General features: G+C 56.2%; 27 protein-coding genes, 2 tRNA genes, 1 riboswitch and 1 other annotated feature. Of the genes, 5 read left to right on the top strand and 24 right to left on the bottom strand.

Annotation, left to right across the window (positions count from 1 at the left end):
- Nucleotides 1-12: 12 nt before the first annotated feature.
- The 10 genes from rpsJ to rpsL all read right to left on the bottom strand — a co-directional run bounded on the left by rpsJ (nt 13) and on the right by rpsL (nt 10,180).
- Nucleotides 13-324, bottom strand: a complete 312-nt coding sequence (gene rpsJ, locus aalo17_RS01945) for a 30S ribosomal protein S10 (RefSeq protein ID WP_067554884.1) — start codon at nt 322-324, stop codon at nt 13-15.
- Between the two features lie 143 nt (nt 325-467).
- Nucleotides 468-938, bottom strand: a complete 471-nt coding sequence (locus aalo17_RS01940) for a pyridoxamine 5'-phosphate oxidase family protein (protein WP_067554881.1) — start codon at nt 936-938, stop codon at nt 468-470.
- 46 nt (nt 939-984) lie between these two features.
- Nucleotides 985-1,635, bottom strand: a complete 651-nt coding sequence (locus tag aalo17_RS01935) for an ECF transporter S component (RefSeq protein ID WP_067554878.1) — start codon at nt 1,633-1,635, stop codon at nt 985-987.
- Between the two features lie 65 nt (nt 1,636-1,700).
- Nucleotides 1,701-1,815, bottom strand: a riboswitch (FMN riboswitch).
- A gap of 194 nt (nt 1,816-2,009) precedes the next feature.
- Nucleotides 2,010-2,627 carry a hypothetical protein gene (locus aalo17_RS01930; protein ID WP_067554875.1) on the bottom strand — a complete coding sequence of 206 codons (618 nt, stop codon included), beginning with the start codon at nt 2,625-2,627 and terminating at the stop codon, nt 2,010-2,012.
- Nucleotides 2,627-3,946 (bottom strand): M18 family aminopeptidase, encoded by a 1,320-nt coding sequence (locus aalo17_RS01925; RefSeq protein WP_067554873.1) that lies wholly within the window; start codon nt 3,944-3,946, stop codon nt 2,627-2,629. Before aalo17_RS01925 ends, aalo17_RS01930 begins: the two co-directional genes overlap by 1 nt.
- A 174-nt stretch (nt 3,947-4,120) precedes the next feature.
- Nucleotides 4,121-5,752: an APC family permease gene (locus aalo17_RS01920; protein WP_067554870.1), complete on the bottom strand. Its 1,632-nt coding sequence runs from the start codon at nt 5,750-5,752 to the stop codon at nt 4,121-4,123.
- A gap of 169 nt (nt 5,753-5,921) precedes the next feature.
- Nucleotides 5,922-7,106 (bottom strand): elongation factor Tu, encoded by a 1,185-nt coding sequence (gene tuf / locus aalo17_RS01915; protein ID WP_067554867.1) that lies wholly within the window; start codon nt 7,104-7,106, stop codon nt 5,922-5,924.
- Nucleotides 7,107-7,185: 79 nt separating this feature from the next.
- A complete protein-coding gene (fusA, locus tag aalo17_RS01910; protein ID WP_067554864.1) occupies nt 7,186-9,258 on the bottom strand; it encodes an elongation factor G in 2,073 nt (690 codons plus the stop codon).
- Between the two features lie 21 nt (nt 9,259-9,279).
- Entirely contained in the window at nt 9,280-9,750 is a 471-nt protein-coding gene (rpsG, locus tag aalo17_RS01905) for a 30S ribosomal protein S7 (RefSeq protein ID WP_067554861.1), read from the bottom strand.
- Between the two features lie 16 nt (nt 9,751-9,766).
- Entirely contained in the window at nt 9,767-10,180 is a 414-nt protein-coding gene (gene rpsL, locus aalo17_RS01900; RefSeq protein WP_067554858.1) for a 30S ribosomal protein S12, read from the bottom strand.
- Between the two features lie 418 nt (nt 10,181-10,598).
- Between rpsL and aalo17_RS01895 the strand changes: the two genes are divergently transcribed.
- Nucleotides 10,599-11,411, top strand: a complete 813-nt coding sequence (locus aalo17_RS01895; RefSeq protein WP_067554855.1) for a Cof-type HAD-IIB family hydrolase — start codon at nt 10,599-10,601, stop codon at nt 11,409-11,411.
- 151 nt (nt 11,412-11,562) lie between these two features.
- Here the strand turns inward: aalo17_RS01895 and aalo17_RS01890 are convergent, their stop codons facing one another.
- The 6 genes from aalo17_RS01890 to aalo17_RS01865 all read right to left on the bottom strand — a co-directional run bounded on the left by aalo17_RS01890 (nt 11,563) and on the right by aalo17_RS01865 (nt 15,496).
- On the bottom strand, nt 11,563-12,252 hold the full coding sequence (locus aalo17_RS01890) for an ABC transporter ATP-binding protein (protein WP_067554851.1): 690 nt from the start codon (nt 12,250-12,252) through the stop codon (nt 11,563-11,565).
- A gap of 61 nt (nt 12,253-12,313) precedes the next feature.
- Complete coding sequence (gene rplL, locus aalo17_RS01885) at nt 12,314-12,682, bottom strand: 50S ribosomal protein L7/L12 (protein ID WP_067554848.1); 369 nt, start codon at nt 12,680-12,682, stop codon at nt 12,314-12,316.
- 15 nt (nt 12,683-12,697) lie between these two features.
- Nucleotides 12,698-13,225: a 50S ribosomal protein L10 gene (gene rplJ, locus aalo17_RS01880; RefSeq protein ID WP_067554845.1), complete on the bottom strand. Its 528-nt coding sequence runs from the start codon at nt 13,223-13,225 to the stop codon at nt 12,698-12,700.
- A gap of 28 nt (nt 13,226-13,253) precedes the next feature.
- Nucleotides 13,254-13,374, bottom strand: a sequence feature (ribosomal protein L10 leader region).
- A 32-nt stretch (nt 13,375-13,406) separates the two neighbouring features.
- Nucleotides 13,407-14,093, bottom strand: a complete 687-nt coding sequence (gene rplA, locus aalo17_RS01875) for a 50S ribosomal protein L1 (protein WP_067554842.1) — start codon at nt 14,091-14,093, stop codon at nt 13,407-13,409.
- Nucleotides 14,094-14,102: 9 nt separating this feature from the next.
- Nucleotides 14,103-14,522 (bottom strand): 50S ribosomal protein L11, encoded by a 420-nt coding sequence (gene rplK, locus aalo17_RS01870; RefSeq protein ID WP_067554839.1) that lies wholly within the window; start codon nt 14,520-14,522, stop codon nt 14,103-14,105.
- Nucleotides 14,523-14,686: 164 nt separating this feature from the next.
- The gene (locus aalo17_RS01865) at nt 14,687-15,496 is read right to left on the bottom strand and encodes a hypothetical protein (RefSeq protein ID WP_067554836.1); all 810 of its coding nucleotides are present in this window, start codon (nt 15,494-15,496) and stop codon (nt 14,687-14,689) included.
- Between the two features lie 131 nt (nt 15,497-15,627).
- On the opposite strand from aalo17_RS01865, the gene aalo17_RS01860 reads away from it, so the two are divergent.
- On the top strand, nt 15,628-16,449 hold the full coding sequence (locus aalo17_RS01860) for a choline kinase family protein (protein WP_158507675.1): 822 nt from the start codon (nt 15,628-15,630) through the stop codon (nt 16,447-16,449).
- Between the two features lie 46 nt (nt 16,450-16,495).
- Nucleotides 16,496-16,571, top strand: a tRNA-Glu gene (locus aalo17_RS01855).
- A gap of 194 nt (nt 16,572-16,765) precedes the next feature.
- On the opposite strand, the gene aalo17_RS12760 is transcribed toward aalo17_RS01855, so the two are convergent.
- Nucleotides 16,766-16,939, bottom strand: a complete 174-nt coding sequence (locus aalo17_RS12760; RefSeq protein WP_158507673.1) for a hypothetical protein — start codon at nt 16,937-16,939, stop codon at nt 16,766-16,768.
- 25 nt (nt 16,940-16,964) lie between these two features.
- Between aalo17_RS12760 and aalo17_RS01850 the strand changes: the two genes are divergently transcribed.
- Together aalo17_RS01850 and aalo17_RS01845 are read left to right on the top strand one after the other, a co-directional pair.
- Nucleotides 16,965-17,040, top strand: a tRNA-Glu gene (locus aalo17_RS01850).
- A gap of 309 nt (nt 17,041-17,349) precedes the next feature.
- Nucleotides 17,350-19,050, top strand: coding sequence for a M3 family oligoendopeptidase (locus tag aalo17_RS01845; RefSeq protein WP_067554830.1), 1,701 nt, complete (start codon nt 17,350-17,352; stop codon nt 19,048-19,050).
- A gap of 206 nt (nt 19,051-19,256) precedes the next feature.
- Here the strand turns inward: aalo17_RS01845 and aalo17_RS01840 are convergent, their stop codons facing one another.
- From aalo17_RS01840 to aalo17_RS01810, 7 genes are all read right to left on the bottom strand, one after another.
- The gene (locus aalo17_RS01840) at nt 19,257-20,618 is read right to left on the bottom strand and encodes a sodium-dependent transporter (protein WP_067554827.1); all 1,362 of its coding nucleotides are present in this window, start codon (nt 20,616-20,618) and stop codon (nt 19,257-19,259) included.
- Between the two features lie 156 nt (nt 20,619-20,774).
- A complete protein-coding gene (locus aalo17_RS01835; protein WP_067554824.1) occupies nt 20,775-21,473 on the bottom strand; it encodes a GntR family transcriptional regulator in 699 nt (232 codons plus the stop codon).
- A complete protein-coding gene (locus tag aalo17_RS01830; RefSeq protein ID WP_082743181.1) occupies nt 21,388-22,104 on the bottom strand; it encodes a metallophosphoesterase in 717 nt (238 codons plus the stop codon). The genes aalo17_RS01835 and aalo17_RS01830 overlap by 86 nt, the downstream gene beginning before the upstream one ends.
- Nucleotides 22,105-22,599 carry a DUF1307 domain-containing protein gene (locus aalo17_RS01825; RefSeq protein ID WP_158507671.1) on the bottom strand — a complete coding sequence of 165 codons (495 nt, stop codon included), beginning with the start codon at nt 22,597-22,599 and terminating at the stop codon, nt 22,105-22,107.
- Nucleotides 22,600-22,647: 48 nt separating this feature from the next.
- On the bottom strand, nt 22,648-23,733 hold the full coding sequence (locus aalo17_RS01820; protein WP_067554819.1) for an aminotransferase class I/II-fold pyridoxal phosphate-dependent enzyme: 1,086 nt from the start codon (nt 23,731-23,733) through the stop codon (nt 22,648-22,650).
- The gene (locus aalo17_RS01815) at nt 23,723-24,460 is read right to left on the bottom strand and encodes an amino acid ABC transporter ATP-binding protein (protein WP_067554816.1); all 738 of its coding nucleotides are present in this window, start codon (nt 24,458-24,460) and stop codon (nt 23,723-23,725) included. Before aalo17_RS01815 ends, aalo17_RS01820 begins: the two co-directional genes overlap by 11 nt.
- Entirely contained in the window at nt 24,453-25,127 is a 675-nt protein-coding gene (locus tag aalo17_RS01810; protein WP_067554813.1) for an amino acid ABC transporter permease, read from the bottom strand. The genes aalo17_RS01815 and aalo17_RS01810 overlap by 8 nt, the downstream gene beginning before the upstream one ends.

Here is a 25,127-nt window from a genome sequence, read left to right as displayed (position 1 = left end):
CTGACACCTCCATTAAAGTTTAATCTCGATGTCAACACCGCTGGGAAGTTCTAATCGCTGTAAAGAATCGATTGTTTCCTTGTTCGGCGCAACGATCTCAATCAAACGCTTGTGCGTACGCATCTCGAACTGCTCGCGGCTGTCCTTGTATTTGTGGACAGCGCGCAGGATCGTGACCACCTGCTTTTCTGTCGGCAGGGGTACGGGCCCGATCACCTTCTTGGCACCGTGCTTTTCAGCAGCGTCGACGATCTTCTTGGCCGATTCGTCGAGGATACGGTGCTCGTACGCCTTCAAGCGGATTCTCATTGTGTTGTTTGCCATGGTTTGCTCCTTTCGTTTATTCTCAGATAAACATAGCTCCATGCGAATTCCCCAACCCAACCATGACAACGCTTTTCAGTGGGTCAGCAACCTCGCACTTCTACGCAATGCTCAAAGATAATAGCATAAGAAAAGAGGGCGGTTCAACCCTCTTCTTCAACATCGTACATTTTTTTCTCAGCTGTCTCCTGGTTGAAATCCAGGAAGATCTGAAAGGCATTCCGGTCCTCATCCTCATCCCAGATTTCCACGAACCTCGGTTCGACACATACGAGGATTTCCGTATCTTCATGAGAGTACCGGTTGTAGCTCTGCCACAGGTATTCCCGGTATTTCTTCTCAAACACACGACCCGGTTCTTCCACCACCAGGCCGCAGATCTCGGCCAGGCCTTCCATCTGCACACCGTTCCAGCAAAGAGCCACGCGGGGGTTTGCAATCAGCTGCTGTGTTTTTCTGAAATTCCTGTCGGTCTTGAACCAGATTTTCCCGTCGTACATGATGGCGCTGATATTGCGGACCATGGGATAGTCATCTTCACAGGAAGCAAGGGCCATGATTTTCCAGTCCCCCAGCTTCTCCCAGAGTATTTTTTCGGCTGTACCGAATTCCATTTGTCATTCCTCCTGTTGGCTGATGCGCTGCCGGTTTGGCAGTGTCTCAGATAAGTCCGGCCACACACAGGCAGACAAGCAGCGCCGTGAGCAGCACGAATCCGCCTGCATAGGCATAGCTTCGACCGTCCGAAGTGCCCGGATGGCTCTCGGGTGCGAGCCCCCGGCTTCGCAGGGCCGTGACCACCGGCTTGTAGATGAACAGTGTGATGCCGCTGTTCAGTCCGCACTTGAGGACATTGAACAGTGCGATCCACGGCAGCATCTGTACGACAGCAGCACGCGGCATATGAAAATAAAACGGGTCCACCACATAATTCCAGATTGTCATGACCAGGATCTGGCAGACAGATCCTGCCAGCAGCGCCTTCATGGCGCCTGTTTTGGTGTGCCACCGTTTGTACAGCACAGCGGCAGTGCAGACAAAGGATACCGTGCTGATGATGTTCATCACCACATCCACCCAGGTGGCGTTTCCTGTAAAAAACGGTTCCAGACAGCAGGTGGCCACCGTCAGAAGCAGGCTGTAGCCCGCCCCGAAAATGAACCCCGCAATGGCCAGGATGGTATCCTTGCCGTCAAACTTCAGAAACGGGACTGCCGGCACCAGCGGGAGCCGGATCAGCAGCGTCACTGCCATGCAGAGAGCAATGATCATGCCCGCCAGCGCGATTTTTTTTGTCGATAGATTTTTCATGCGTACCTCCTGTTCGACAGCACCCCGTAAATCTTCGAGGTGCTTCACTGCGGACGCGCGCAAAAAAAGCTCTTCTTTCATCCAGACTGTCACTGTTGCTGCCGGAGTTTCACCGGCTCGGCCCGAAGGTTCGCGGAGTATACCGCCAGTAGGGACTTTCACCCTGCCCTGAAGATTTGAGTGCACCTGAATCATATACCGGCTGGCCACATTGCGCAACAGTCACCCCGGTCTCTCCTGCCTGCCGCTGCCTGCCAGCAGGTCCCGGACTGCTGCGGATATCCGGTCTGCCGTGCAGCGTGTACATTCAAGCTGCCCGGCAGCAACAAAACACCTGCCGTCAGGATCCTTCCCGTCAGCAGGTGTTCAGGCTGTCAGTTTTCTTTCAGGAAAGCCGCCTCGGATTCCTCGAAGCGCTTCTTCTGCAGGAAATAATTCATGAGCAGGACAAACAGAGAGAAATCCAGACTGGCAGGCAGCCACACCTTCAGAAGCAGACAAAGAAGAACACTCAAAACATCCATGAGGATATAATCCCGGCTGCGTGTGAACTTCGTGATAACGCTGTACTTGATCCGGTACTGGCTCGCTGCCACGACAAGGGCAATGGTGCCGACAATCGCATCCACGGAGAAGTTGATGAAATACTCCCCCTCCCACATCGCCTTGGCAAAGAACAGGACCAGGGTCATGCAGATGGTGGTGATCATCCCGCTGATCCGGAATTTCTCCAGCTGCTGTCGTTCGTACTCCGATGCAAACCGCCTGAAGGCCGACTGACGCCGCCAGGATTTCAGATCCGCAGCATTCAGCCGGAAGTCCTTCATCCGCTCTTCTTCCACGTACTTTGCACGCTGCTCGAGGTAATACTGTGCATACAGGTCCTTTTTGCCTCTGGACCAGTTCTTTCGGTCAATGGCAGCCAGGACCTCTTCACTGTCCAGCAGGCTCTTGTCTGTGGCCGACAGCCAGGGATAGGGCATCGCTGCCATTATTCGAACAGTGCTCCTTCGCTTTCCTGGATCCGGACGTCGGTTTCAAAATATGCCGTCAGTCCCCTGATCATGTACTCGGGGTCCTTTGAACCGGCGGTTTCAAAACTCGAGTGCATCGCAAGCTGTGCCAGGCCGATATCCACCGCATTCACGGAAACCTGGATGTTGGAGAGGTTTCCCAGCGTGCTGCCGCCCAGGACATCGGAGCGGTTGGCGAATGTCTGCACCGGCACTCCTGCCGTGTTCATGATGGCTGTGAACAGCGCCCGGGAATAGGCATCCGTTGTGTATTTCTGGTTTGCGCTTTCCTTGATGACAATGCCGCCATTGAGCCAGCAGCAGTTGACCGCATCGGTTTTCTCCGGGTGGTTGGGATGAACCGCATGGGCGTTGTCGCAGGAAACCATGAAGGACTTAGCCACAGCCTGCAGGTATTCCTCCTCCGAATATCCCAGACAGGAGGCGATTCTTGTCAGTGTGTCCTTCAGGAATGTGCTCATTGCACCCTGTTTCGTGTTGGATCCCACTTCCTCGTTGTCCAGACAGCAGTAGACATTCACGCTCTTCGGGTTGTCCGCCGCAATGAAGGCCTTCAGGCTCGCAAACGAGCACTCCAGGTCATCCAGCTTCGGGCTGGATACGAACTCGTCTTCATAGCCCCATACCCTGCCGGTTTCCCGGTTTACCAGGAACAGGTCCTTGGCCAGGATGTCTTCCTTTGCCACACCGAGTTCACTCGCCACCATTTCATCAAAGGCGCCTTTTTTCAGTGCCCCGGCGGAAAACAGCGGCAGCAGGTCCACCTGGCGGTTGAATTTGTACCCGTCATTGACCTGACGGTTGAAATGGATCGCCACGTTGGGGATCAGCAGGATGTCCCGGTCGATGTACAGCAGATGACTTTTCATGCCGTTTCCTTCCCGGACAAACACACGGCCGCCGACAGTCAGCGGACGGTCCAGCCAGGTGGAGTCGATCATGCCGCCATAGGCCTCCACATCCAGCTTCAGGTATTCATTGGGTCCCTCCAGCTCCGCCACTGTCTTTACCTTGTAGCACGGAGAATCGGAGTGTGCCGCTGTCATCTGGAAATGGAAATCCGTGATGTCGCTGCCTGTCTTGAAGGCGATCAGGCTGCTGCCGTTTCGCGTGGTGTAATACCGGCCATGAGGCTGCACCTGCCAGGCCTGCCCTTCCGGCAGATATGTGAATCCTTCTGCATCCAGGTATTCCCGCACCGTGTGAATGGTGTGGAACATACTGGGTGATTTCCGGATAAATTCTGTCAGCTCTTTCGCTGTATCCAAATAATTCATAGTGTAAGTTCCTCCATTAGAAAGTTTAGCATTTCCCGCGTCCTTTGTCCCCCGAGGTCCGTCGGGCACCCCACGGCACGGGGCAAAGAAGCGGTCTCTGAAACAGGATCCCTCCCTTATGAAAAAAAGGAGACCGGAGTCTCCCTTTATAATGAGCAATTCTTATACGTGCCTTTACGCGCCTTTTTCGTCTTCGCGCTTGCGGATCATGGGCATGATCATACCCAGGAGCAGGTACACGATCGGAGCGGCGATGTTCAGAACTGTCCGGCCCATATCGCTCAGGTCAATGGTTCCCATCAGACAGCAGGCTGCCGTAACGAAGAAGCACCAGAAGCCGAAGAACAGGGCCACGCCGTTGTTCTTGACGAATTCATATTCCCGCGGGAATTTTGCACTCTGTCTACGCAGCATGATGTAGGCGAAGAATACCCACAGATAACGCATCGGCATGCAGACGGAGTTCAGACGGGTCAGCCATGCGATGACGTCGCTTGCGCCGGATCCCATCAGCTGGATGGCAATGATGGCACCGGAGAGAACAACGATCAGCAGGATACCATTGGTGTAGGCACCAAACCGGTTCTGCTTGAGCAGTGCTTTCGGAACATACTGACGTGCGTTTTCGTCATCCAGCAGCATCCGCAGGGGCGCGTCGATGGACAGCGTCAGAGTGGAGAACTGGCCGATGGCGTTGCAGGCACCGTACAGAATGACAAACAGGTTGCCGACGTGGTACAGGCCGCCAAGCTCACGCATGGCTTCGTACTGACCGTTGGCAATGAAGCCTGTGCTGGTCATGGCCATCGCAAAATCCTGACCGGTCTGTGCAGTTACCCATCCATCGATCACGGCAGGATCCACACCGGCGGAACCGGCTGCAGCCACTGCATCCTTGATCGTCTGTGCATTCTGGCCAAGGGCAAATACCTGGAAAGAGCTGCCGGCAGTCACTTCTGCACCGGCGATGGTTCCATCCGCTGCCACTGTCATGGTCACCGGAGAGAACACCAGAGCCATGGCGATGGTACCCAGAATGGCGCAGACCATGACCATGATGGCCAGCGCGATCATGCCCTTCGGGAAGTTCTTGGCCGGGTTTTCAACCTTGTTTACATACGGAGAGATCTTCTCGCATCCGCCGACAGCGAACACAAGGATCGACAGCGATGTAAAGTACTGTACGTTGAACTGCGGGATGATGTTTTCCCAGCTCCAGTCAATGTTGGAGAAGCTGGCAGCCGGGTTGATGGCCGGTGCCGCAAACATCATGAGGATGTAGAGCAGCGACATGGCAAACATCGTGGTGCCGGCCAGAGAAGCCAGGGGCTTCAGAACGCTCAGACCACGGGTCGCGATCCAGCAGAACAGCAGGAACACCACCGCAGTTGCAAGCTGAACCTGCCATGTGGGCAGAGCATCATACCAGGAATTCTTCAGGCACATCCAGGCCAGGGCCTTCAGACCGCCGGAACCCTTGGATGCAATATAAGGAATGTGCACGACCCAGTAGGTATAGCCTGCATAATAGGCAAGTTTCGGGTTGGTTGTTTCCAGAACCCAGGAGGTGACCCCTCCACCGAGGTTTTTAAAGGCCGATCCCAGCTCGCCGACCATCAGAGCGTACGGTACGAAGTACAGAACAAACATCAGGATCCATGAGAAGATGACCTGTGTCCCGTTGAAATAGCCGAATCCATTGACGACATTTCCGAATCCCCATACCGTGGAGAACGCCATAAACGCCAGCGTATACCATGTCATTCTTTTGGTATTGACGTTTTTGGCTTCCGTATTGTTGGACATACTGAACTCCTTTCTCATCGTTCCATTTTATGGAAACACGATTGAAACGTATTGTCAAAGAATTATGGGTTCCCTTTGTCATTTTCGTACATTTTTCAAAGATATGTAAGATATTTTCAATGCCTGTGGACAAACACAAAAAAAGCCCCGAAGGGCTTTGTGTTTCAGGTTAGGCTACGATCTCGGTAACGTTGCCGGCACCAACTGTGTGGCCGCCTTCACGGATGGAGAACTTTGTACCGTTTTCCAGCGCGATCGGAGCGATCAGTTCAACGTTCATTTCCACGTTGTCGCCGGGCATAACCATCTCTGTGCCTTCCGGCAGTGTGATGACACCGGTTACGTCAGTTGTACGGAAGTAGAACTGAGGACGGTAGTTGGAAACGAACGGTGTGTGACGTCCGCCTTCATCCTTGCTCAGAACATATACCTGAGCCTTGAAGGTTGTGTGGGGGTGTACGGAAGCCGGCTTGGCCAGGCACTGTCCACGCTGGATCTCGTCACGTGCAACACCACGCAGCAGAGCACCGATGTTGTCGCCAGCCTGTGCTTCGTCCAGCTGCTTGTGGAACATTTCCAGACCGGTCAGTACGGATTTGCGGGTCGGCTTGATTCCGACGATTTCCACTTCGTCACCCAGGTGAGCTGTACCACGCTCTACACGTCCGGTGGCTACAGTACCACGGCCGGAGATGGTCATAACGTCTTCGACAGCCATCAGGAACGGCTTGTCTGTTTCACGTACGGGATCGGGGATCCATGTATCAACAGCTTCCATCAGCTCGTCGATGGAACCGGTGTACTTCGGATCGCCTTCCAGTGCCTTCAGAGCGGAACCGCGGATGATCGGAGTTTCGTCGCCATCGAAGCCATACTCGTTCAGCAGTTCGCGAACTTCCATTTCAACCAGGTCGATCAGTTCTTCGTCGTCAACCATGTCGCACTTGTTCAGGTATACAACGATGTAGGGAACGCCTACCTGACGGGCCAGCAGGATGTGCTCGCGGGTCTGGGGCATCGGGCCGTCGGATGCGGCTACTACCAGGATCGCACCGTCCATCTGAGCGGCACCGGTGATCATGTTCTTTACATAGTCAGCGTGGCCCGGGCAGTCAACGTGTGCATAGTGACGCTTGTCTGTCTGGTATTCAACGTGTGCAGTGTTGATGGTGATGCCGCGTTCCTTTTCTTCGGGAGCGCCATCGATTTCATCATAGGCAGTGGCCTTCGCCATACCCTTTTCACCAAGAACCTTGGTGATGGCAGCGGTCAGCGTAGTCTTGCCGTGGTCAACGTGGCCGATGGTGCCGATATTTACGTGAGTTTTACTTCTGTCAAATTTTTCCTTAGCCATTTGATTTCCTCCTGTTTTGAAAATATCCGGTCCTAATCATTTTATTGCAGCCTTTGAATAAAGGCAACTGAAACCGGAGCTAGTTGGACGCGCTTTCCTTGATGATCTTCTCGGAAATGCTCTTGGGAACCTCGGAGTAGTGGTCGAACTTCATGGAGTAGTTGCCGCGGCCCTGTGTGAAGGAACGCAGATCCGTGACGTAGCCAAACATTTCCGACAGCGGGATCATGGCACGGACGATCACGGCGTTGCCGCGTTCTTCCTGCTCAGTGATCTGGCCGCGGCGGCTGGAAACGTCGCCCATGACAGAACCCAGGTATTCAGAGGGAGCGGTGACTTCCACGAACATGATGGGTTCCAGCAGAACAGGCTTGCACTTCTTGGCAGCTTCTTTCAGCGCCATGGATGCGGCGATTTTGAACGCCATTTCACTGGAGTCCACATCGTGGTAGGAACCGTCAAACAGAGTGGCTTTGATGTCAATGACGGGATACCCGGCAATCATGCCGTTGTCCAGCGCATCCACCAGGCCTTCGTTGGTCGGCTTGATGAATTCACGGGGAACCGTACCGCCCACGACAGCATCCACGAACTCGAAGCCCTTGCCTTCGTTGGGCTCGAAGCGGATCCATACGTGGCCGTACTGACCTTTACCACCGGACTGACGGATGTACTTGCCTTCGCATTCCGCGGTGTCGCGGATGGTTTCACGGTAGGCTACCTGCGGTTTGCCGACATTGGCTTCCACTTTAAACTCGCGGCGCAGACGGTCAACGATGATGTCCAGGTGAAGTTCACCGACACCCGCGATGATGGTCTGACCGGTTTCTTCATTGGTATATGTCTTGAACGTGGGGTCTTCTTCCGCCAGTTTTGCCAGCGCCAGACCCATCTTGTCCTGGTCGGCCTTTGTCTTGGGTTCCAGGGACAGCTCAATCACGGGTTCCGGGAATTCCATGGACTCCAGGATGATCGGATTCTTTTCATCGCACAGGGTGTCGCCTGTCGTGGTGTTCTTCAGACCGACCGCCGCAGCGATGTCACCGGCATAAACCTCGGAGATTTCCTTTCGGGCGTTGGCGTGCATCTGCACGATCCGGCCGAAGCGCTCCTTCTTGTTCTTTGTGGAGTTCAGGACGTAGCTGCCTGCCGTTGCCTTTCCGGAATAGACGCGGAAGAAGGACAGCTTGCCTACGAAGGGGTCGGCAGCGATCTTGAACGCCAGCGCTGCAAACGGCTCGTCATCCGAGGCGTGACGCTGCTCGGCTTCGCCATCCAGGGTCGTGCCGTTGATTGACGGGATGTCCAGGGGGCTGGGAAGGTAGTCAACCACGGCATCCAGAACCATCTGTACACCTTTGTTCTTGTAGGCGGAACCGCACAGTACCGGGAAGAAGTCGCCGTTGCAGACAGCAATGCGCAGGACGCGCTTGATTTCCTCCACAGAGGGTTCTTCGCCTTCCAGGACCTGCATCATCAAGTCTTCATCGTAGTCTGCCAGGTATTCCAGCAGCTTCATGCGGTATTCTTCCGTCAGATCCTGCAGGTCTTCGGGAACATCCGTGACTTCAATGTTTGTACCCAGGTCGTTAGTGTAAATCTCGGCCTTGCGCTCGATGATGTCCACGATGCCCTTGAACGTGCTTTCGGCACCGATCGGCAGCTGGATGGGGCAGGATTTTGCGCCCAGACGGTCAACGATCGTGTTGCAGGACATGATGAAGTCTGCACCGATCGCATCCATTTTGTTGACGAACACGATACGCGGAACGTTGTATTCCGTAGCCTGACGCCATACAGTCTCGGTCTGAGGCTCTACGCCGGCCTTTGCATCCAGAACCGTAACCGCACCGTCCAGCACGCGCAGGGAGCGCTCTACTTCGACAGTGAAGTCCACGTGACCCGGAGTATCGATGATGTTGATCCGGTGACCCTTCCAGAATGCTGTCGTGGCCGCGGATGTGATGGTGATGCCCCGTTCCTGTTCCTGGGCCATCCAGTCCATCGTGGAGGCGCCATCGTGGGTCTCGCCCATTTTGTGGTTGACGCCTGTGTAGTACAGGATACGCTCGGTCGTTGTCGTTTTTCCGGCGTCGATATGAGCCATGATTCCGATGTTGCGGGTATCCTTCAGGGAGACTTCTCTAGGCATATATATATTCCTTCCTTGAAATTACCAGCGGTAGTGGGCGAATGCCTTGTTCGCTTCGGCCATCTTGTGGACGGATTCACGCTTCTTCACGCTTGCTCCGGTGTTGTTGGCCGCGTCGATGATTTCAGCTGCCAGGCGCTGCTCCATGGTCTTTTCGTTGCGCAGACGGGCGTAGTTCACCAGCCAGCGCAGACCCAGCGTCAGACGGCGCTCATCGGATACTTCCACGGGCACCTGGTAGTTGGCACCGCCGACACGGCGCAGCTTCAGCTCCAGCTGGGGCATCACGTTTTCCAGGGCCTGTTCGAAGACTTCCATCGGCTGCTTGCCGGTCTTCACTTCGACGATGTCGAAGGCGTTGTACAGAATGTTCTGGGCTGTTCCGCGCTTGCCGTCGAGCATGATCTTGTTGATCAGGCGGGTAACCAGCTTGGAGTTGTAAATGGGATCCACCAGAACGTCACGTTTTGCAATGTGTCCTTTTCTCGGCATGTGTCAGATCTCCTTCCTACTTCTTCGGCTTCTTTGTACCGTACAGGGAGCGGGACTGCTTGCGGTCGTTAACGCCGGCGCAGTCAAGTGTGCCGCGGATAATGTGGTAGCGGACACCAGGCAGATCCTTGACACGGCCGCCGCGGATCAGCACTACGGAGTGCTCCTGCAGGTTGTGGCCGATGCCGGGGATGTATGCAGTGACTTCCATGCCGTTGGACAGGCGGACACGGGCATATTTCCGGAGAGCGGAGTTAGGTTTCTTCGGGGTCATTGTTCCGACACGGGTGCAGACACCGCGCTTCTGGGGAGAAGACAGGTTGGTCGGACGGGATTTCAGGGAGTTGTATCCGCGGTTCAGAGCCGGTGACTTGGAGACGTTTTCGCCTGCCTTGCGGCCTTTGCGGATCAACTGGTTGATTGTAGGCATCAGGTGATCTCCTTTCTGATCATATGTGGTACACGAACCCGGGCGGTTCATTGATGGCCCGATAGAAAAGGCTCGTTTGCAGAGCCTTTGCGTACGGGTAGCAGTATAGCAGAAGATAATGCCAGAATGCAACAGGAAATTTGCGGCAGGCAGAGCGTCCCCTCTTCGCCTGCAGGAGATGAGGGTCCATGCCGCCGGTTCCGGTTCTGTCTGGGGCTCTCCTGCCTCCCTGCTGTGAAGGAACCGGAGTGCGTGAATGAACCCGCTCCCTCATGTCCCATCACTGCAGGCAGCTCCCGGGTGCGCTATAATCAGACTGTGACAGACGGACATCCGGAAAGGTCCCAAAAAGCCCCAAAAAGCACAAATTGGTGCTGAAAACCCCGCATAACATCGATACATAAAGGAGAATTAACCAATGAAACATAAAATCGCGTTCATCGACATGGATGGCACTCTCTACCAGACAGAGAATGACATCATTCAGGAATCCACCCTGGCAGCCATTGACCAGCTGCGCCAGGCGGGTTACAAAATCGTGGCCGCCACCGGACGGCCGCTGAATCAGATGAAGCTGATCATGGACCGCGTGGAATTTGATTATTACGTCCTGATCAACGGCGGCTACATCCTGGACAGAGATCTCAATGAAATCAACGCCTTCCCCATTGTGCAGCGGACCGTCAACGATCTTGTGCAGCTGGCAAAGGACAACGAATATGGACTGATGTTCCATTTCGGTGATGCCACTTATATCTACAACGATTTCTATCCTATGTATTATTTTTCCAAATATGCCAATGTGCTGGACAGTCTGTTCTACGACCCGACACATTCCTTCCACAAACGCCACAGAGTATTCAACGCCGTGATCCTCACCAAGGATCCTGCAGGCCTGGACGCCTTCATGGAAGCACACCCCAATCTGCGCTCGGATCTGATCAACATCAAGACCGAAGGCATTGCCTACGACATCTTCAACAGTGCCACAGACAAAGCCGAAGGCATTCAGGCAGTCCTTGACTACGAAGGTCTGGACTGGGAGGATGCCATCGCATTCGGCGATTCCACCAACGACACACAGATGCTGGAAAAAGCCGGCATCGGCGTGGCCATGGGAAGCGCCACGGACTACGTCAAGAGCTTTGCGGATATAGAAACCACCGATGTCTATCACGACGGGATCTACAATGCCGTCAAGCAGATCCTGGCGCAGGAAGCCGGGGAATAACCGCCCGGACGGCACGACCGGACTGCGGCATTTCCATTGCAGCCGTCGGAAGCAGATCATACAGCAAAGAGGAGCATGCCGGTTCATGCTCCTTTTTTGCTGCGCTGTTTCGTCCCGCCTCACCGTAAGGCAGAACACGGACGCAGGGCAGTCACTTCCCTTCATGATCCGGGTCCTGTCCTTCGCCGGATTCCGCTGCCAGTGCCTCCTGCATCGTATCCCGGTCATGGCAGCCCGCACATGTCCCGTTCTTCAGCAGGATCAGGGTATCGGCCAGCCGCAGCGCTTCCTGCGGATCATGGGTGACAAACACAACCGTCATATGCAGTCTGGCCTGCAGCCTGAGCAGGACCGTCTGAAGTTCCTTCCTCGAAGCCTGATCCAGAGAGGAAAACGATTCATCCAGCAGCAGCAGATCCGGCCGGGAAACGATCGCTCGGGCCAGGGCAGCCCGCTGCCTCTGTCCCCCGGACAGGGTGCCGGCCACCTGGTTTTCCGGCGGACAGCCACAGAGTTCCATGGCCTGGCGCGCCTTTTGCTCCCGCACCTGCCGGGACCACCGGCGGGCATCCAGACCATACATGACGTTGTGCAGCACCGTGGCATGAGGCAGCAGTTTTCCGTCCTGGAAAGTCATCTTCACGCTCTCCGGAATCCCCTGCACTGTGCCTTCCTCCGGCTGTTCCAGTCCTGCAAGAATACGCAGCAGAGTCGTTTTCCCCGAACCGGAGGGCCCGAAGACCACTGTAATGGACCCCGCGGGTATGATGGCGCAAAATCCTGCGAGGGCCGTCGTCTGACCATAGCGCTTTGAAAGCTGTTCAATCTGTATCGGATCCATGTCTCTCATTATACAAAAAAGGCCCGGAAGAGTCCGAGCCTGAAAGTCAGCAAGAAAGATCTTACTTGATTTCGACAGTTGCACCGGCAGCCATCAGTTTTTCCTTGATCTGATCGGCTTCTTCCGGAGAAATGTTTTCCTTGATCGCAGCGGGAGCGCCGTCAACCAGTTTCTTCGCATCTACCAGGCCCAGACCGGTGATTTCACGGACAGCCTTGATGACAGCAACCTTGGTGCCGCCTACGGATGTCAGGGTAACCGTTACTTCGGACGGACCTTCATCCTTTGTCTCTTCAGCAGCCGGAGCAGCAACTGCAGCAGCAGCCACAACGCCGAACTTGTCTTCGATCGCCTTTACCAGGTCGTTCAGCTCGAGGATGGTTGCCTCCTCAAGATATGCCAGAATGTCTTCCTGTGTCAGTTTAGCCATTTTGATTTCCTCCTGTTATTCGGCAGCCGCTTCTTCGGCCGGGGCTGCTCCGCCGTTTTCCTTGGCTTCGGCCAGTGCCTTCACAGTCATCGCGAACTTGATGACCGGAGCGTTCAGGGTCGATGCAAAGCGCGCCAGCATGCCTTCCTTGTTGGGGAGAGCTGCCAGTGTCTTGATGGTTTCTTCGTCGACGACTGCACCGTCCACAACACCGTTCTTCACGATCAGCTTGTCGTGATCCTTGGCGAACTTCGCCAGTACACGCGCCGGTGCAACCTGATCGGCACCGAATGCCAGGGCGTTGGGTCCTTTCAGGACTTCGGCGAAGGCATCGTAGCCCAGTGAGCGGGCTGCACGCTGTGCGATGGTGTTCTTGTAGACCTGGAGGTCGACGTCTTCAGCACGCAGGAGCTTACGCAGTTCCGTCACTTCAGCCACTGTCAGACCGCGGTATTCCACCAGCACAATGCTGGCAGCATCTTTCATGCGGTCCGTCAGGGCGCTGACGGCAGCTTCCTTCTGCGCGAGGATGTCTTTGTTCATTCTTCCACCTCTGCTTCTATCGTCATGATATCCAAAATACAAAAGCCCGCGGACCGCGGGCTTGCATACTTAAAAACAAGTATCTGCGTCCCTCGGTAACATGATTAAGCTTTCGCCGTTACTGTCTTTGGAATATCGATAACAACCTAAATCTACCTGCATCACTGCAGGATGTCAAATGTTATTTTACAATCTCGACCTTGATGCCGGGGCCCATGGTTGTGGACAGCACCAGGTTCTTCATGTAGGTTCCCTTGACCTTGGTCGGACGTGCCTTCAGGATCGTGTTGAAGATCGCGTTGAAGTTTTCCACCAGCTTGCCGTCCTCGAAGGATACCTTGCCGATCAGGACATTGATGTTGCCGTCCTTGTCCACACGGTAGGTTACTTTACCCTTCTTGACTTCGTTTACGGCATTGGCCACATCCATGGTCACCGTTCCGGTCTTCGGGTTCGGCATCAGACCCTTGGGGCCCAGAATGCGTCCCAGACGACCCAGTTTGCCCATCATGTTGGGAGTGGCGATCAGGACATCGAAGTCCATCCAGCCGCCCTGGATCTTCTGGATCATTTCGTCGGAGCCGACAAAATCAGCACCGGCTTCTTCGGCCTCGCGGGCCTTGTCGCCTTCAGCCACGACAGCCACTTTCTGTGTCTTGCCGGTGCCGTTGGGCAGAACCATGGCGCCACGGATCTGCTGATCTGCGTGACGGGGGTCAACGTTCAGGTTGAAGCACAGCTCCACCGTTTCGTCGAACTTCGCGCTTGCCAGTTCCTTTGCCAGGGCGACAGCCTCTGCAACGGGATAAGCTTTTTCGAAGTCCACCTTTTCGGCAGCTGCTCTGTATCTCTTGCTAGTCTTTGCCATGTCGTTCTCCTATTCCATGCCTTCCACTTTGATGCCCATGTTCTTCGCAGTGCCTGCGATGATCTTCATGGCAGCCTCAACATCGTTGGCGTTGAGGTCCGGCATCTTGTACTCGGCAATTTCCTTCAGCTGATCCTTGGTGATGGATCCTGCAGTCACCTTCTGGTCACCGCTGGCCTTGCTGATGCCGGCAGCTTTCTTCAGCAGGTTTGCAGCCGGAGTGGTTTTCAGCTGGAAATCGAAGCTCTTGTCTTCATAGGCAGTGATGATGACAGGTACGACATCACCTTTGCGGTCCTTGGTCGCATCGTTGAATGCGTTGCAGAACTGCGGCATGTTGATGCCTGCAGAAGCCAGCGCCGGTCCGGGTTTTGCACCGCCGGCCATGAACTGGAGCTTGCAGACTTTCGTTACTTTTTTCTTGGCCATAAGACACCTCCTGTATTTGTCTTATGCAGTGGTTTCCGGGCTCTCGCCCTCCCACGCATGCTTATTTACTCTACTCAAAAAAAGCCGCTCTTTCAAGCGGCTTTCCTGCAATTCCGTGGCAGACTGAGATAAATCCCAGTCACTTTGTCACTTTGATGACGGTCTCAGTCCCAGTACCCGTTGTACTCATCGATGTCATACCAGTCATCGTCATGTTCGAAGAAATCCCGGTAGTAGTCCTCTGCTTCATCATAGGGATTCCAGGGTTCGCCGTATTCATACCGGATCCCTGTGTTCCAGGACATGCGCTGGATGGTGCCTGTGATGCCGTGCCCCAGGGCAAATACCGCAATGGCCAGCACCGCGGCTGCCAGAGACAGAGCGAGCATCTCCAGCCGGCGGGGTCTCCAGGCGTGCCAGGCAAAGAAGAGCGCCGCGGCAGAAAGCAGCACGGAAATGACACCGGCGACAAGCCACCAGCTGCCGACGGATCCGATCACTGCAAAGACCAGTCCCACGACTGCAAGGATCAAGGCTGCGGCGGGATTGGAGGACGCCCTGCGGATCTGTCCGGCAGGTCCGCCGTCCCGGGGTGGACGGGGCATCTTCAGGTCGGGACCATTCTTCGGGCGGGGCGGAACCTGTCCTGCGGTTTCCGGACCGCTTCCGGCTGCATCGGCTTGTGTATCCCGATGGCTGCCGGCATCCTGACGGGTCTCATCCTGTGCTTGCTCTGCAGGACCTTCCGGCTTCTCATGATCCTGTGTGTCCGTTGGTGCCGCCGGATCGGCCGTGCTGTCATCCGAGGGAATCTCCGGAAGTTCACTCACAGCCCTGGCCGTTTCCCGTTCCAGCGCACTGACATCCTTCTGTGTGTCTGCAACAGGTCCGCCGGCACTGTCTGCTGCGTTCGGTGTATCCTGCAGGGTATCGGCTTCCCTGGATTCTCCGGATTTGTATTCATTGTTTTCCATAACTGGTCTCCTTTGCTCCCGCACCAGGTGAGTTCCCCGGTATCAGAGCGGTCTGAACAGCTTCATTATATCCCATGAGAGGGATATGCCAGGAAATGTGTCTCCCTGGCCTGTGGGAGTATCATACAGATATGGATGAACGGACGATCGCAGCTGCAGTCGGCAGCACGGACTTTACCATTGAACCGACGAATCTGGGGATTTCCAATGAGAATCTGCTGGTGACAGCGCAAGACCGCCAGTATTTCTGGCGCCGGCCAAAAGCGGGAGCCGCTCTGCTGGCCACAAGCCACGATGCGGAGATCCGCGCCATGGAACTCGCTGCGGATCTGGATGTGCCAACGCTGTACTATGACCGGACAACCGGCGAGAAACTGAGCCGGCGAGTGCAGGCTGTGACATTCGGCGAGTCCGCTGATGCAGACAGATACAGACGCGCCGGACAGCTCGTTGCCTTTCTGCACAGAAAGCCACCAGTCGAGACAGTGTTCGATCCCTTCGAAAAGCTGGAGCAGTACCGCAGCCGGACCAGGACCCCGGTTTCCTTTCCCCATGAACAGGAGATCCTGGACTGCGCCCGTTCTCTCTGGGAGCCGCTCTGTCTGTGTCACAACGACCTGGTTTGCGGGAATATCCTTCTGGGACAGGACCGGGACTGGCTCATCGACTATGAATATGCGGCTGCAGGCGATCCCCGGTTTGACCTGGCCGGGTTTCTGTCGGAAAACAGCATCCTGGACCCTGCTGCCCGTGCGCAGTTTCTCGAGGGATACAACAGTTCATATCCCGAATGGCAGATCATGGTGTTCGAGCTGGTGGCCGACATGATCTGGGCCAACTGGGCACAGATGCTGCTGGAAACGCGTCAGGATCCGGTGTTTGCAGAGATCCTGAGAGACAAACAGGCGCATTTTGAAAATATTCTGAACAAACTGGTGGACAGGAAAAACTGATGTGGTATATTAGACAGGCACTCAGGCCAGAGTTCAAATATAGATTGGCGCGTTGGAGAAACGGTTAACTCACATGCCTTTCACGCATGCATTCACGGGTTCGAATCCCGTACGCGTCACCATTTCGTAAAAATTCGGACCTGAAGAGCTTCGTTTTCATCGAAAACGGGCACCTCTGGTTCGTTACTGTAGGAGACCTCGGAGAAATCTGAGGCTTTTTTTCTTTCTTGTGACCCTCTCATTATATTTGGTCATATGACCGGGGCTCCTGTGTTCTCCGGACCGTTTGGCTTCCCCTGCCCTGCATCCACTCCCTTCAACTCCCTGCACATTCCCCATAAACCGGCAACCGGCCTTCAGCAGTTTTCCCGCTGTCATGCAGGCAGGCGGGCAGAATCATCTGCGGTACGTGATGAAACGCCGTTGCACTCCCCATTACGCGCAGCCTGTTTCCAGTAAATATTCTTCTTGACACTTCTGATTTTTCCATGCTATCCTTTCTAGGCAATCAAGATGGCGCGTTGGAGAAACGGTTAACTCACATGCCTTTCACGCATGCATTCACGGGTTCGAATCCCGTACGCGTCACCATTCAGCAGACAACGCCGCAACAGCGGCGCTTTTTTTTATACCCGGAGACCCTTGTGCCTGCTATCGGCAGTCTGCCGGACGTGACTTCCTGCCTTTCATCGACGGCATCCCGCTGTATGATAAGGAGGCAGAGGAATGCACGGACACAAAAAAAAGACCTCAGATCGCAAATGAGGCCGCTTGTCCGGAAGACAAAAGATGAAATGAAAGAACCTCTGCCGGACCATTGCACTATACCAGAGTCAACCGGTACATGTCTTCCGGTTCTGACACAAATCCGCACGTTTCTGTGCAATACAAGGAGATTTCATGACATTCAAAGACTTTCCCTATACCCGACCCGACCTGGCAGACATTCAGGCACAGCTGGACCGCATCCTGCAGTCCCTGCAGCAGGCCGGGGATGCTCCTGCTTTTCTGGAGATTCTGCATGAATATGACGACCTGAAATCGCATTTCATGACCCTGGCGGAACTGGCGGCCATCCGCCATACCCTGGATACCAGGGATCCGTTCTATACCGCGGAGAATGACTGGTTCGATGCCTCGATGCCCCTGATCGAGGAGTCTTTCCAGAAGATCCTCGATCAGGTCCTGCACAGTCCGTTCCGGCCGGACATTGAACAGGTCATTCCCAAAACCTGGTTCATGGCGGCTGAGATGGACCGGAAAAGTTTTTCACCGGAGATCATCCCACTGCTGCAGAAGGAAGCCTCCCTGGCTTCCGCCTACCAGAACCTGATTGCCTCCGCCCAGATCCCCTTTGACGGGACACAGCATACCCTGGCACAGCTCGAGAAACCCATGAACGATCCCGACCAGGAGGTCCGGAAAACGGCCAGTCTGGCATACTGGGGATGGTTTGCGCAGAACGAACCGGAGCTGCAGGCACTCTTCAGTGACCTGGTCCAGGTCCGCACAGACATGGCACACTGTCTGGGCTTCGAATCCTTCATCGATCTCGGGTATCTGCGGATGCACCGCTTCGACTATGACCGGCAGGATGTGGAAACCTACCGACAGCAGATCCTGGAAGATATCGTCCCGCTCTGTCAGGAACTGTACACCGCGCAGAAACAGCGCCTGCATACCGCGACCCTTCCCGTCTGGCAGGAAAAGTCGGAATTTCCCTCCGGAAACCCGGCCCCGGTCTGTGCCGGCAGTGAAATGACCGCACGGGCACAGCGGATGTACCGGGAACTCTCGGAGGAAACCGGGCGCTTCTTCGACGACATGTCTGCCCGCCAGCTGATGGATCTGGAGGCCCGGCCGGGAAAAGCCGCCGGCGGCTACTGCACCTGGCTTCCCGATCACAGGGCTCCGTTCATCTTTGCCAATTCCAACGGCACGCAGTCAGACGTGGAAACCCTGACGCATGAAGCAGGCCACGCCTTCCAGGTCTGGTCCTCCACGCCTGTGTTCCCGTCAGACCTTGCCTGGCCCACCAGTGAATCCGCGGAGATTCACTCCATGTCTATGGAATTCTTCACATGGCCCTGGATGGAGTCTTTCTTTGGAGACGAAGCAGACCGGTACCGCTTTGCCCATTTGTCCGGTGCGGTGAAGTTTCTGCCCTATGGCGTGCTGGTGGATCACTTCCAGCATGAAGTCTATGCCCATCCCGACTGGACTGCCGACGAGCGGAACGCCTGCTGGCGGTCACTGGAAAAACAGTATCTTCCGCACAAGGACTACAGCGGAATCGACGTTCTGGAGCGAGGCGGATGGTGGATGCGCCAGCTGCACATCTTCATGGACCCGTTCTATTACATTGACTACACCCTGGCACAGGTGGCTGCCCTGCAGTTTCTGGCCCGGATGCTCGATCGGGACAGCGGGGCATTCCAGGATTATCTCCAGATCTGCCGGCTGGGCGGCACCCTGCCGTTCCGGGACCTCATGCACAGGGCGCATCTGCAGGTGCCCTTTGAACCCGGCTGCCTGAAGGACACAGCTGCCACGCTGCGACAGTGGTTTGCGCAGCACATGCCGGCTGTGACAGAACGCTGAGTCACCCGCATCTGCCGGCTCCTGAAACAGATTCCCGGCCAGGCCTGCCGCCTGCCCCGGGTTCTGACAAAGGGGCAGTCTGCACAAAAGAAACCCGGATTCTCCCGCCACCTGTCTGCTGTAAGCAGCAAGAGGTGTCTGGAAGGATCCGGGTTTTTATCAGTTTCATCCCATCTGTCTGACGACAGCGGTCCTTGCGGATGGATTCAGCCGGGGAGAATGCCGGTGATCAGGATCACTGCAATGATTGCCGGGAGCAGGAACCGGCAATAAGTCCGGATCCATTTCGGAAACCGCAATCCTCGGCCGGTATCGGCTTCTTCGGTGAACCGGTTCCAGCCCCAGCCCTGTTTCCAGGTGCAGAACACCACGAACACCAGCGATCCCAGGGGCAGCAGGATGTTGGAAACCAGGAAATCCTCCAGGTCCATGATCGTGCTTCCGGCTCCCAGCGGCTGGAGCCCGGCGAGGACATTGAAGCCCAGGGCACTGGGCAGACTCAGGACCATCATCGCTGCCGCACAGACAGCACAGGTTTTCTTCCGTGACCACCCGGTCAGGTCCATGGTGCTGGAAATGATGTTCTCGAACACCGCCAGGATCGTGGAAAAGGCGGCAAAGCTCAGGAACAGGAAGAACAGCGACCCCCAGAGCCTGCCCAGAGGCATGGCCGCAAAGATGTTGGGCAGCGTGACAAAAATCAGACCCGGTCCGGCGGTGGTTTCCACGTTGTAGGCAAAACAGGAAGGAATCACGATCAGGGCTGCCGTGAGCGCCACAAAAGTGTCCAGGAGGGCGATATGCACGGATTCCCCGAACAGCCGGTGCTCCTTGCCGATATAGGATCCGAAGATGGCCATGGCGCCGATCCCCAGGGACAGCGTGAAGAACGCCTGGTTCATCGCGGCTGCAATGACACTGCCCAGGCCGATTTCCCTGGCCCGGGCAAAATCCGGCACAAAGAGGTACTTCACGCCTTCTGCAGCCCCGGCGGACAGCATGGAATTCACGGCGAGCACCACCATGATGACCAACAGGGCGCCCATCATCCATTTCGTGACTCTTTCCAGTCCGGCCTGCAGGCCCCGGGCACAGATGCCGAATCCCGACACAATCACCAGAATGGTGAAGAACACCAGGGGACCCGGATTCGACAGCATATCCACATAGTGGGTACTTACCTGTTCCTGCCCGGCATTTACAAACTGTCCTGCGACCATATCCGCAAAATACCGGAGCATCCAGCCCGTCACGACAGTATAGAACATCATGAGCAGCCAGTTGCCTGCCAGGAAACAGGGTGTATACCAGTGCCATTTCGTGCCCGCCGGCTCCAGTTTTCCCAGCAGCCGGGCAGGACTGGTTCCGGCAGCCCGGCCGGTCGCAAATTCCATGGTCATGACCGGCAGTCCGAGCATCAGCAGAAACAGCAGGTAGAAGAACAGGAACACCCCGCCGCCGTACAGCCCGGCCACATAGGGGAACTTCCAGACATTGCCGATGCCGATCGCGCATCCCGCCGAAATCAGTATGAATCCCAGCCGGGATCCCAGTTTTTCCCTTTCCATTGAATCAGTCCAGCCCTTTCCATTCTCTTGCTCTCTGCCTGCGGGCACCGCCTTTTCCTGTACCCGCCCAGGCAGACAACTGCGGTGAAAAAAAGCCCCTCCCCGGATCTGTGCCGGAAAGAGACTGACGCAGCCCCCGGGCGGCGGTGCTTCTCATCACTGTGTGCGGTTCCAGGAATACAGGTCGCTGCGGTAGTAGGTCAGGGAATACTCCATGACTCTGCCCTCGCTGTCAAACCCGAGGCGCTTGCGGACCAGAACCGGCAGTGTCCGGGAGATGTTCAGACTGGACACCACTTCCTCATCCGGCAGCTGGGCCGAGAACTCTTCCTCCACCCGGGCCGGGGCGCCGGTTTCCTCATAGACCGATCCGCCCAGGTAGCTGAATCCGCCGTCAGGAAAGCAGGAAATGATGTATGCAATCCGGATGTCGTCAGCCGTGCAGACACGCTCCACGACAAAGGCTTCCTGTTCCGGGTCCAGGCCGAAGGCTGCCGCCATCCGCCTGCCGCAGGCTCTTGTGCTGGCATGCCAGCTGGATGTGCCGGGCTGTCTGCCGTGCAGGCGCATTTCTTCCGTGAATCCCCGGATCCCTTCCAGGGTTTCGGACATGGCCGGCTTCCAGATGACAAATGTGCCGCGCCCTCGTCCACGGTTGACCATACCGTCCTTTTCCAGATCCAGAATGGCCTGTCGGGCAGTGATCCGGGAGACGCCGTACATCTTCTGAATCTGGGTTTCACTTTCTATCTTGTCACCGGGCTGCAGGTCACCTTCCAGGATCCTGCGCCGGTATATGTCCTTGATCTGGACATACAGCGCCTTGGCACCCTTCCTTGACTCCAGTTTCTCCATCAAATTCTCTCTCTTTCTGCGTTTCTCTTCTCTTTCTGTCTGTCTCGATCCATTCATCCAGCGTCAGCGGCGTGTAACCCGAATACTGGCAGAAGCAGTTGATCAGGTGACAGGGGACAGGCCGCCGGCGCCCGCCGGGATCAGTGACCATGGTGGAAGACGCCATATCCTGCCAGGCATCCAGCAGGGCCTGGTCCATCGTGTCATGGATATGTCCATGCAGCATGTAGGAGCGGGGACTGCCCTGTTCATCCAACCGGTACTGTCCGTTGTAGCAGGCCATGGGATAGTGGGACAGGACCACCTTGCGGCGGTTGTCACTCAGCTCTGCATAGTCACGGATCCATTCAAACCGGGAGGCATCGAAGGCAGGATCCTTCAGATACCTGTCATGATTACCGCGGACGAGATACAGACGGCCGTTCAGCCGCTCAAGAATTTCGGTGGTCCTGGCTGCATCTCCCCAGCTCAGGTCACCCAGGATCACCACCTCGTCACAGGGCCTGACCCGCCGGTTCCAGCACTCGATCATGTGCTCATTCATTTCGCCGACAGATGCAAACCCCCGGCAGTCCATATGATCGTTCAGGGCCGCGTGCCAGAAGTGGCAGTCGGCGATGTAGTAGCGCATTTATCCGACCCTGCAGGCAAACCCCTGGGACTGCAGTTCCGACTGCGTCCGTTCCAGACTGACGTACTGGGAGTCCAGTTCTCCGGGTTCCAGCAGACCGGCGTCGATCAGCGCCTGGTGGTCGGCAGTCTCATAATCAATGGAAACCGTCATCTCCACGCGGCCATCCTTCACGGCACCCGAGGCATCAACGCCTTCCAGGCTGCCGTAGGATTCTGCCAGCACCCGGGTGATCGCTTCTTCGATCTTTGCCGCATCCGCACCCTGTTCCAGGCCCAGTTCCTCAAAGGAAACGCTTTCGGTCTGCACAGATTTTGTGACCTGGTCCCCCTGTGCGTTGAATTCATAACTGCCCGCCTCCGACGTGCAGGTCATGACCTGTTTCACTGTATCGGCACTGTCCGTGACTTCCCGGTTTTCTCCCGTCTGCCCGCCTCCCACGCGGACACAGCCGGCCAGAACAAGGCACAGAACCGCCATCCATGATCTCTTCATTTCCAACACCCCTTGCCGGCATATTCTATCATGAAACATAGCACAATTCTATGAACCCCAGGCAAATCCGGCCAGAAGAGTAAGCCCTTTCATAAAGACTTCAGGCGGCCTGCCCAGCCCCAGCCGCAGGGTCCCCGGCGCCCCGAAAAAACGCCCCGGCACAAAGAACAGCCCGGCTTTCTCCATCAGCTGCAGCGCGAAGTCCTCGTCATCCACCCCCTCAGGCAGCCGCAGAAGCGCCACAGATCCTGCTTCGGGAATCACACAGGAATACGAAGGATTGTCCTGGAGCCACGCTCGAAGCGCCGCAGTGTTCTGCTTTACGATGGCATTGTTGCGGGCCAGGACCGCTTCCCGGTGGCGGAGAACCGCCGCAGCCATGCGGTCATTCAGCGGCCCCGCCCCGATGAAGGTGTAGTCCCGGCGGATGTTCAGCCGGTCGATCAGCGCGCCAGGGCCCTTCACCCAGCCGATCCGGATCCCCGGACAGGCCAGGGCCTTCGACAGCGACCCCGTGGCGATCCCCTTTTCATACCGGTCGCTTACGGATGGCATGACCGTTCCGATACCGCGGTAGACCTCGTCGCAGAGGATCCACGCATCGTGAGTTTCCGCAATGCGGATCACCCGCTGCAGCTGCTCTTCCGTCAGGATCGTGCCGGTGGGATTGCCAGGCAGGTTCAGGATCAGAAGGTCCAGCCCCCTGTGTTCTGCCGCTTCCTCCAGCGCATCCAGATCCGCCTGCCAGTTTGCAGGATCCAGCTGCAGTTCTGTCACCTGCGCCCCGAGGCTGGCGGCGTACCCGGCAAACTGCTGATACCCCGGGGTGAACACCATCACGCTGTCTTCCGGTTCAATGAGTTCATCCATCACATGCTGGCTGGCATTCACGCATCCCGCTGCCGTGGTGATGTTTTCCGGTCCGCCGGTTTCATACATGGCCAGGATTTGCCGCTTGAGTTCCTCACTGCCGGTGATGGGACCGTAATCCAGCACCAGTTCGGAAAAAAGGCCCGGTTCCAGGGCCTCGAGTTCTTCCAGACGCAGTGCGTCACAGCTGGTTTCGGTCATGTTCACCTTCGCCAGCGTTTCATAGCGGGTCATCCACTGCTCGGCAGCGAATTCACTGAGCATCGTAGAACACCTTTGACAGGAAGTCCTTCGCCCGCTCGGATTTCGGGTTCGTGAAGAACGCCTCGCTGTCTCCTTCTTCCACCAGATGCCCCTGGTCCAGGAAGAGCACCCGGTTGGCCACGTGCCTGGCAAATCCCATCTCATGCGTGACCACGATCATGGTCATGCCCTGGCGTCCCAGGTCCTTCATGACCTCCAGCACTTCCTTGATCATCTCGGGATCCAGCGCACTGGTGGGTTCGTCAAACAGCATCATGTCCGGGTTCATGCACAGGGCCCGGGCAATCGCCACACGCTGTTTCTGTCCGCCGGAAAGCTGGTTGGGGTAGCTGTCCTTCTTGTCCAGCAGCCCTACCTTGTCCAGATACTCCAGCGCCGTCTTCTCCGCTTCTTCCCGGGAGCGCTTCAGCACCGTCATCTGCGCCAGCGTGCAGTTGTCCAGCACCGTCTTGTTGGGGAACAGGTTGAAGTGCTGGAACACAAACCCCATGCGGTTTCGCTGCTCCCGGTATTTTGCCTTGTCTGCGGGATCCATCAGCTCGCCGTCCATATACACCGCGCCGTCATCCACCGTCTCCAGACCATGGATGCACCGAAGCAGCGTGGACTTGCCGGAGCCGGAGGGACCGATCAGGCACACGATGTCCCCCTTGTTCACTTCCAGGCTGACGCCATTGACTGCATGCACGCCGCCGAAGTGCTTGGATACATGTTCGACTTTAATCACTGACTGCCATCCTCTTTTCTATTTTCCGGGCAATGAAGGAAATCGTGACGGTCATCACCAGATACATGCATCCGGCGATAATCAGCGGATCCAGGTAGTTGTAGTACTTGGCGCCCAGCACCTGGGCTGTGTACAGCAGCTCCGCCGCGCCGATGCAGGAAATCAGGGAGCTGTCCTTGATCAGGGTGATGAACTCGCTGACCATGGGCGGGATGATCCGCTTGAAGGCCTGCGGCAGAATGACTTCCTTCATCATCGTCACATAGGAAATGCCCAGGGTCTCGCAGGCCTCCCACTGGCCTTTGTCCACGCCCTGGATCCCCGAACGGATCAGCTCCGTCTGGTAGGCACCGGAGTTCAGGGACATCGCGATCAGACCCACCACATAAGGATCCACACGCAGGCGCGTGCCGGCAATCATCTGATAGAGCACGGGAACACCCAGGTAGAAGAACAGGAGCTGCAGCAGCATCGGGGTACCCCGGAGGATCTCCACATACACACTGCCGATCACGTTCAGCACTTTCGATTTCGACAGCTTCATTGCCGCCATGACCACGCCGATCATCACACCGAATATCAACGCACCAAGTGCCAGCGCGAGGGATGCGCCGGCACCTTTGAGCATATAGGTGAGATTATCGGGGGACAGAAATGTCTCCCACAT

The sequence above is a fragment of the Faecalibaculum rodentium genome (genome assembly GCF_001564455.1).
GTDB lineage: Bacteria > Bacillota_I > Bacilli_A > Erysipelotrichales > Erysipelotrichaceae > Faecalibaculum > Faecalibaculum rodentium.
Note: the sequence above shows the minus strand (reverse complement) of the source record. Positions and strands in the feature narration are given on the sequence as shown.

Bases quoted from the DNA above. Each gene is read 5' to 3' on its own strand.
- rpsJ (WP_067554884.1), bottom strand. From the start codon at position 324: ATGGCAAACAACACAATGAGAATCCGCTTGAAGGCGTACGAGCACCGT.
- aalo17_RS01940 (WP_067554881.1), bottom strand. From the start codon at position 938: ATGGAATTCGGTACAGCCGAAAAAATACTCTGGGAGAAGCTGGGGGAC.
- aalo17_RS01935 (WP_067554878.1), bottom strand. From the start codon at position 1,635: ATGAAAAATCTATCGACAAAAAAAATCGCGCTGGCGGGCATGATCATT.
- aalo17_RS01930 (WP_067554875.1), bottom strand. From the start codon at position 2,627: ATGGCAGCGATGCCCTATCCCTGGCTGTCGGCCACAGACAAGAGCCTG.
- aalo17_RS01925 (WP_067554873.1), bottom strand. From the start codon at position 3,946: ATGAATTATTTGGATACAGCGAAAGAGCTGACAGAATTTATCCGGAAA.
- aalo17_RS01920 (WP_067554870.1), bottom strand. From the start codon at position 5,752: ATGTCCAACAATACGGAAGCCAAAAACGTCAATACCAAAAGAATGACA.
- tuf (WP_067554867.1), bottom strand. From the start codon at position 7,106: ATGGCTAAGGAAAAATTTGACAGAAGTAAAACTCACGTAAATATCGGC.
- fusA (WP_067554864.1), bottom strand. From the start codon at position 9,258: ATGCCTAGAGAAGTCTCCCTGAAGGATACCCGCAACATCGGAATCATG.
- rpsG (WP_067554861.1), bottom strand. From the start codon at position 9,750: ATGCCGAGAAAAGGACACATTGCAAAACGTGACGTTCTGGTGGATCCC.
- rpsL (WP_067554858.1), bottom strand. From the start codon at position 10,180: ATGCCTACAATCAACCAGTTGATCCGCAAAGGCCGCAAGGCAGGCGAA.
- aalo17_RS01895 (WP_067554855.1), top strand. From the start codon at position 10,599: ATGAAACATAAAATCGCGTTCATCGACATGGATGGCACTCTCTACCAG.
- aalo17_RS01890 (WP_067554851.1), bottom strand. From the start codon at position 12,252: ATGGATCCGATACAGATTGAACAGCTTTCAAAGCGCTATGGTCAGACG.
- rplL (WP_067554848.1), bottom strand. From the start codon at position 12,682: ATGGCTAAACTGACACAGGAAGACATTCTGGCATATCTTGAGGAGGCA.
- rplJ (WP_067554845.1), bottom strand. From the start codon at position 13,225: ATGAACAAAGACATCCTCGCGCAGAAGGAAGCTGCCGTCAGCGCCCTG.
- rplA (WP_067554842.1), bottom strand. From the start codon at position 14,093: ATGGCAAAGACTAGCAAGAGATACAGAGCAGCTGCCGAAAAGGTGGAC.
- rplK (WP_067554839.1), bottom strand. From the start codon at position 14,522: ATGGCCAAGAAAAAAGTAACGAAAGTCTGCAAGCTCCAGTTCATGGCC.
- aalo17_RS01865 (WP_067554836.1), bottom strand. From the start codon at position 15,496: ATGGAAAACAATGAATACAAATCCGGAGAATCCAGGGAAGCCGATACC.
- aalo17_RS01860 (WP_158507675.1), top strand. From the start codon at position 15,628: ATGGATGAACGGACGATCGCAGCTGCAGTCGGCAGCACGGACTTTACC.
- aalo17_RS12760 (WP_158507673.1), bottom strand. From the start codon at position 16,939: ATGGAAAAATCAGAAGTGTCAAGAAGAATATTTACTGGAAACAGGCTG.
- aalo17_RS01845 (WP_067554830.1), top strand. From the start codon at position 17,350: ATGACATTCAAAGACTTTCCCTATACCCGACCCGACCTGGCAGACATT.
- aalo17_RS01840 (WP_067554827.1), bottom strand. From the start codon at position 20,618: ATGGAAAGGGAAAAACTGGGATCCCGGCTGGGATTCATACTGATTTCG.
- aalo17_RS01835 (WP_067554824.1), bottom strand. From the start codon at position 21,473: ATGGAGAAACTGGAGTCAAGGAAGGGTGCCAAGGCGCTGTATGTCCAG.
- aalo17_RS01830 (WP_082743181.1), bottom strand. From the start codon at position 22,104: ATGCGCTACTACATCGCCGACTGCCACTTCTGGCACGCGGCCCTGAAC.
- aalo17_RS01825 (WP_158507671.1), bottom strand. From the start codon at position 22,599: ATGAAGAGATCATGGATGGCGGTTCTGTGCCTTGTTCTGGCCGGCTGT.
- aalo17_RS01820 (WP_067554819.1), bottom strand. From the start codon at position 23,733: ATGCTCAGTGAATTCGCTGCCGAGCAGTGGATGACCCGCTATGAAACG.
- aalo17_RS01810 (WP_067554813.1), bottom strand. From the start codon at position 25,127: ATGTGGGAGACATTTCTGTCCCCCGATAATCTCACCTATATGCTCAAA.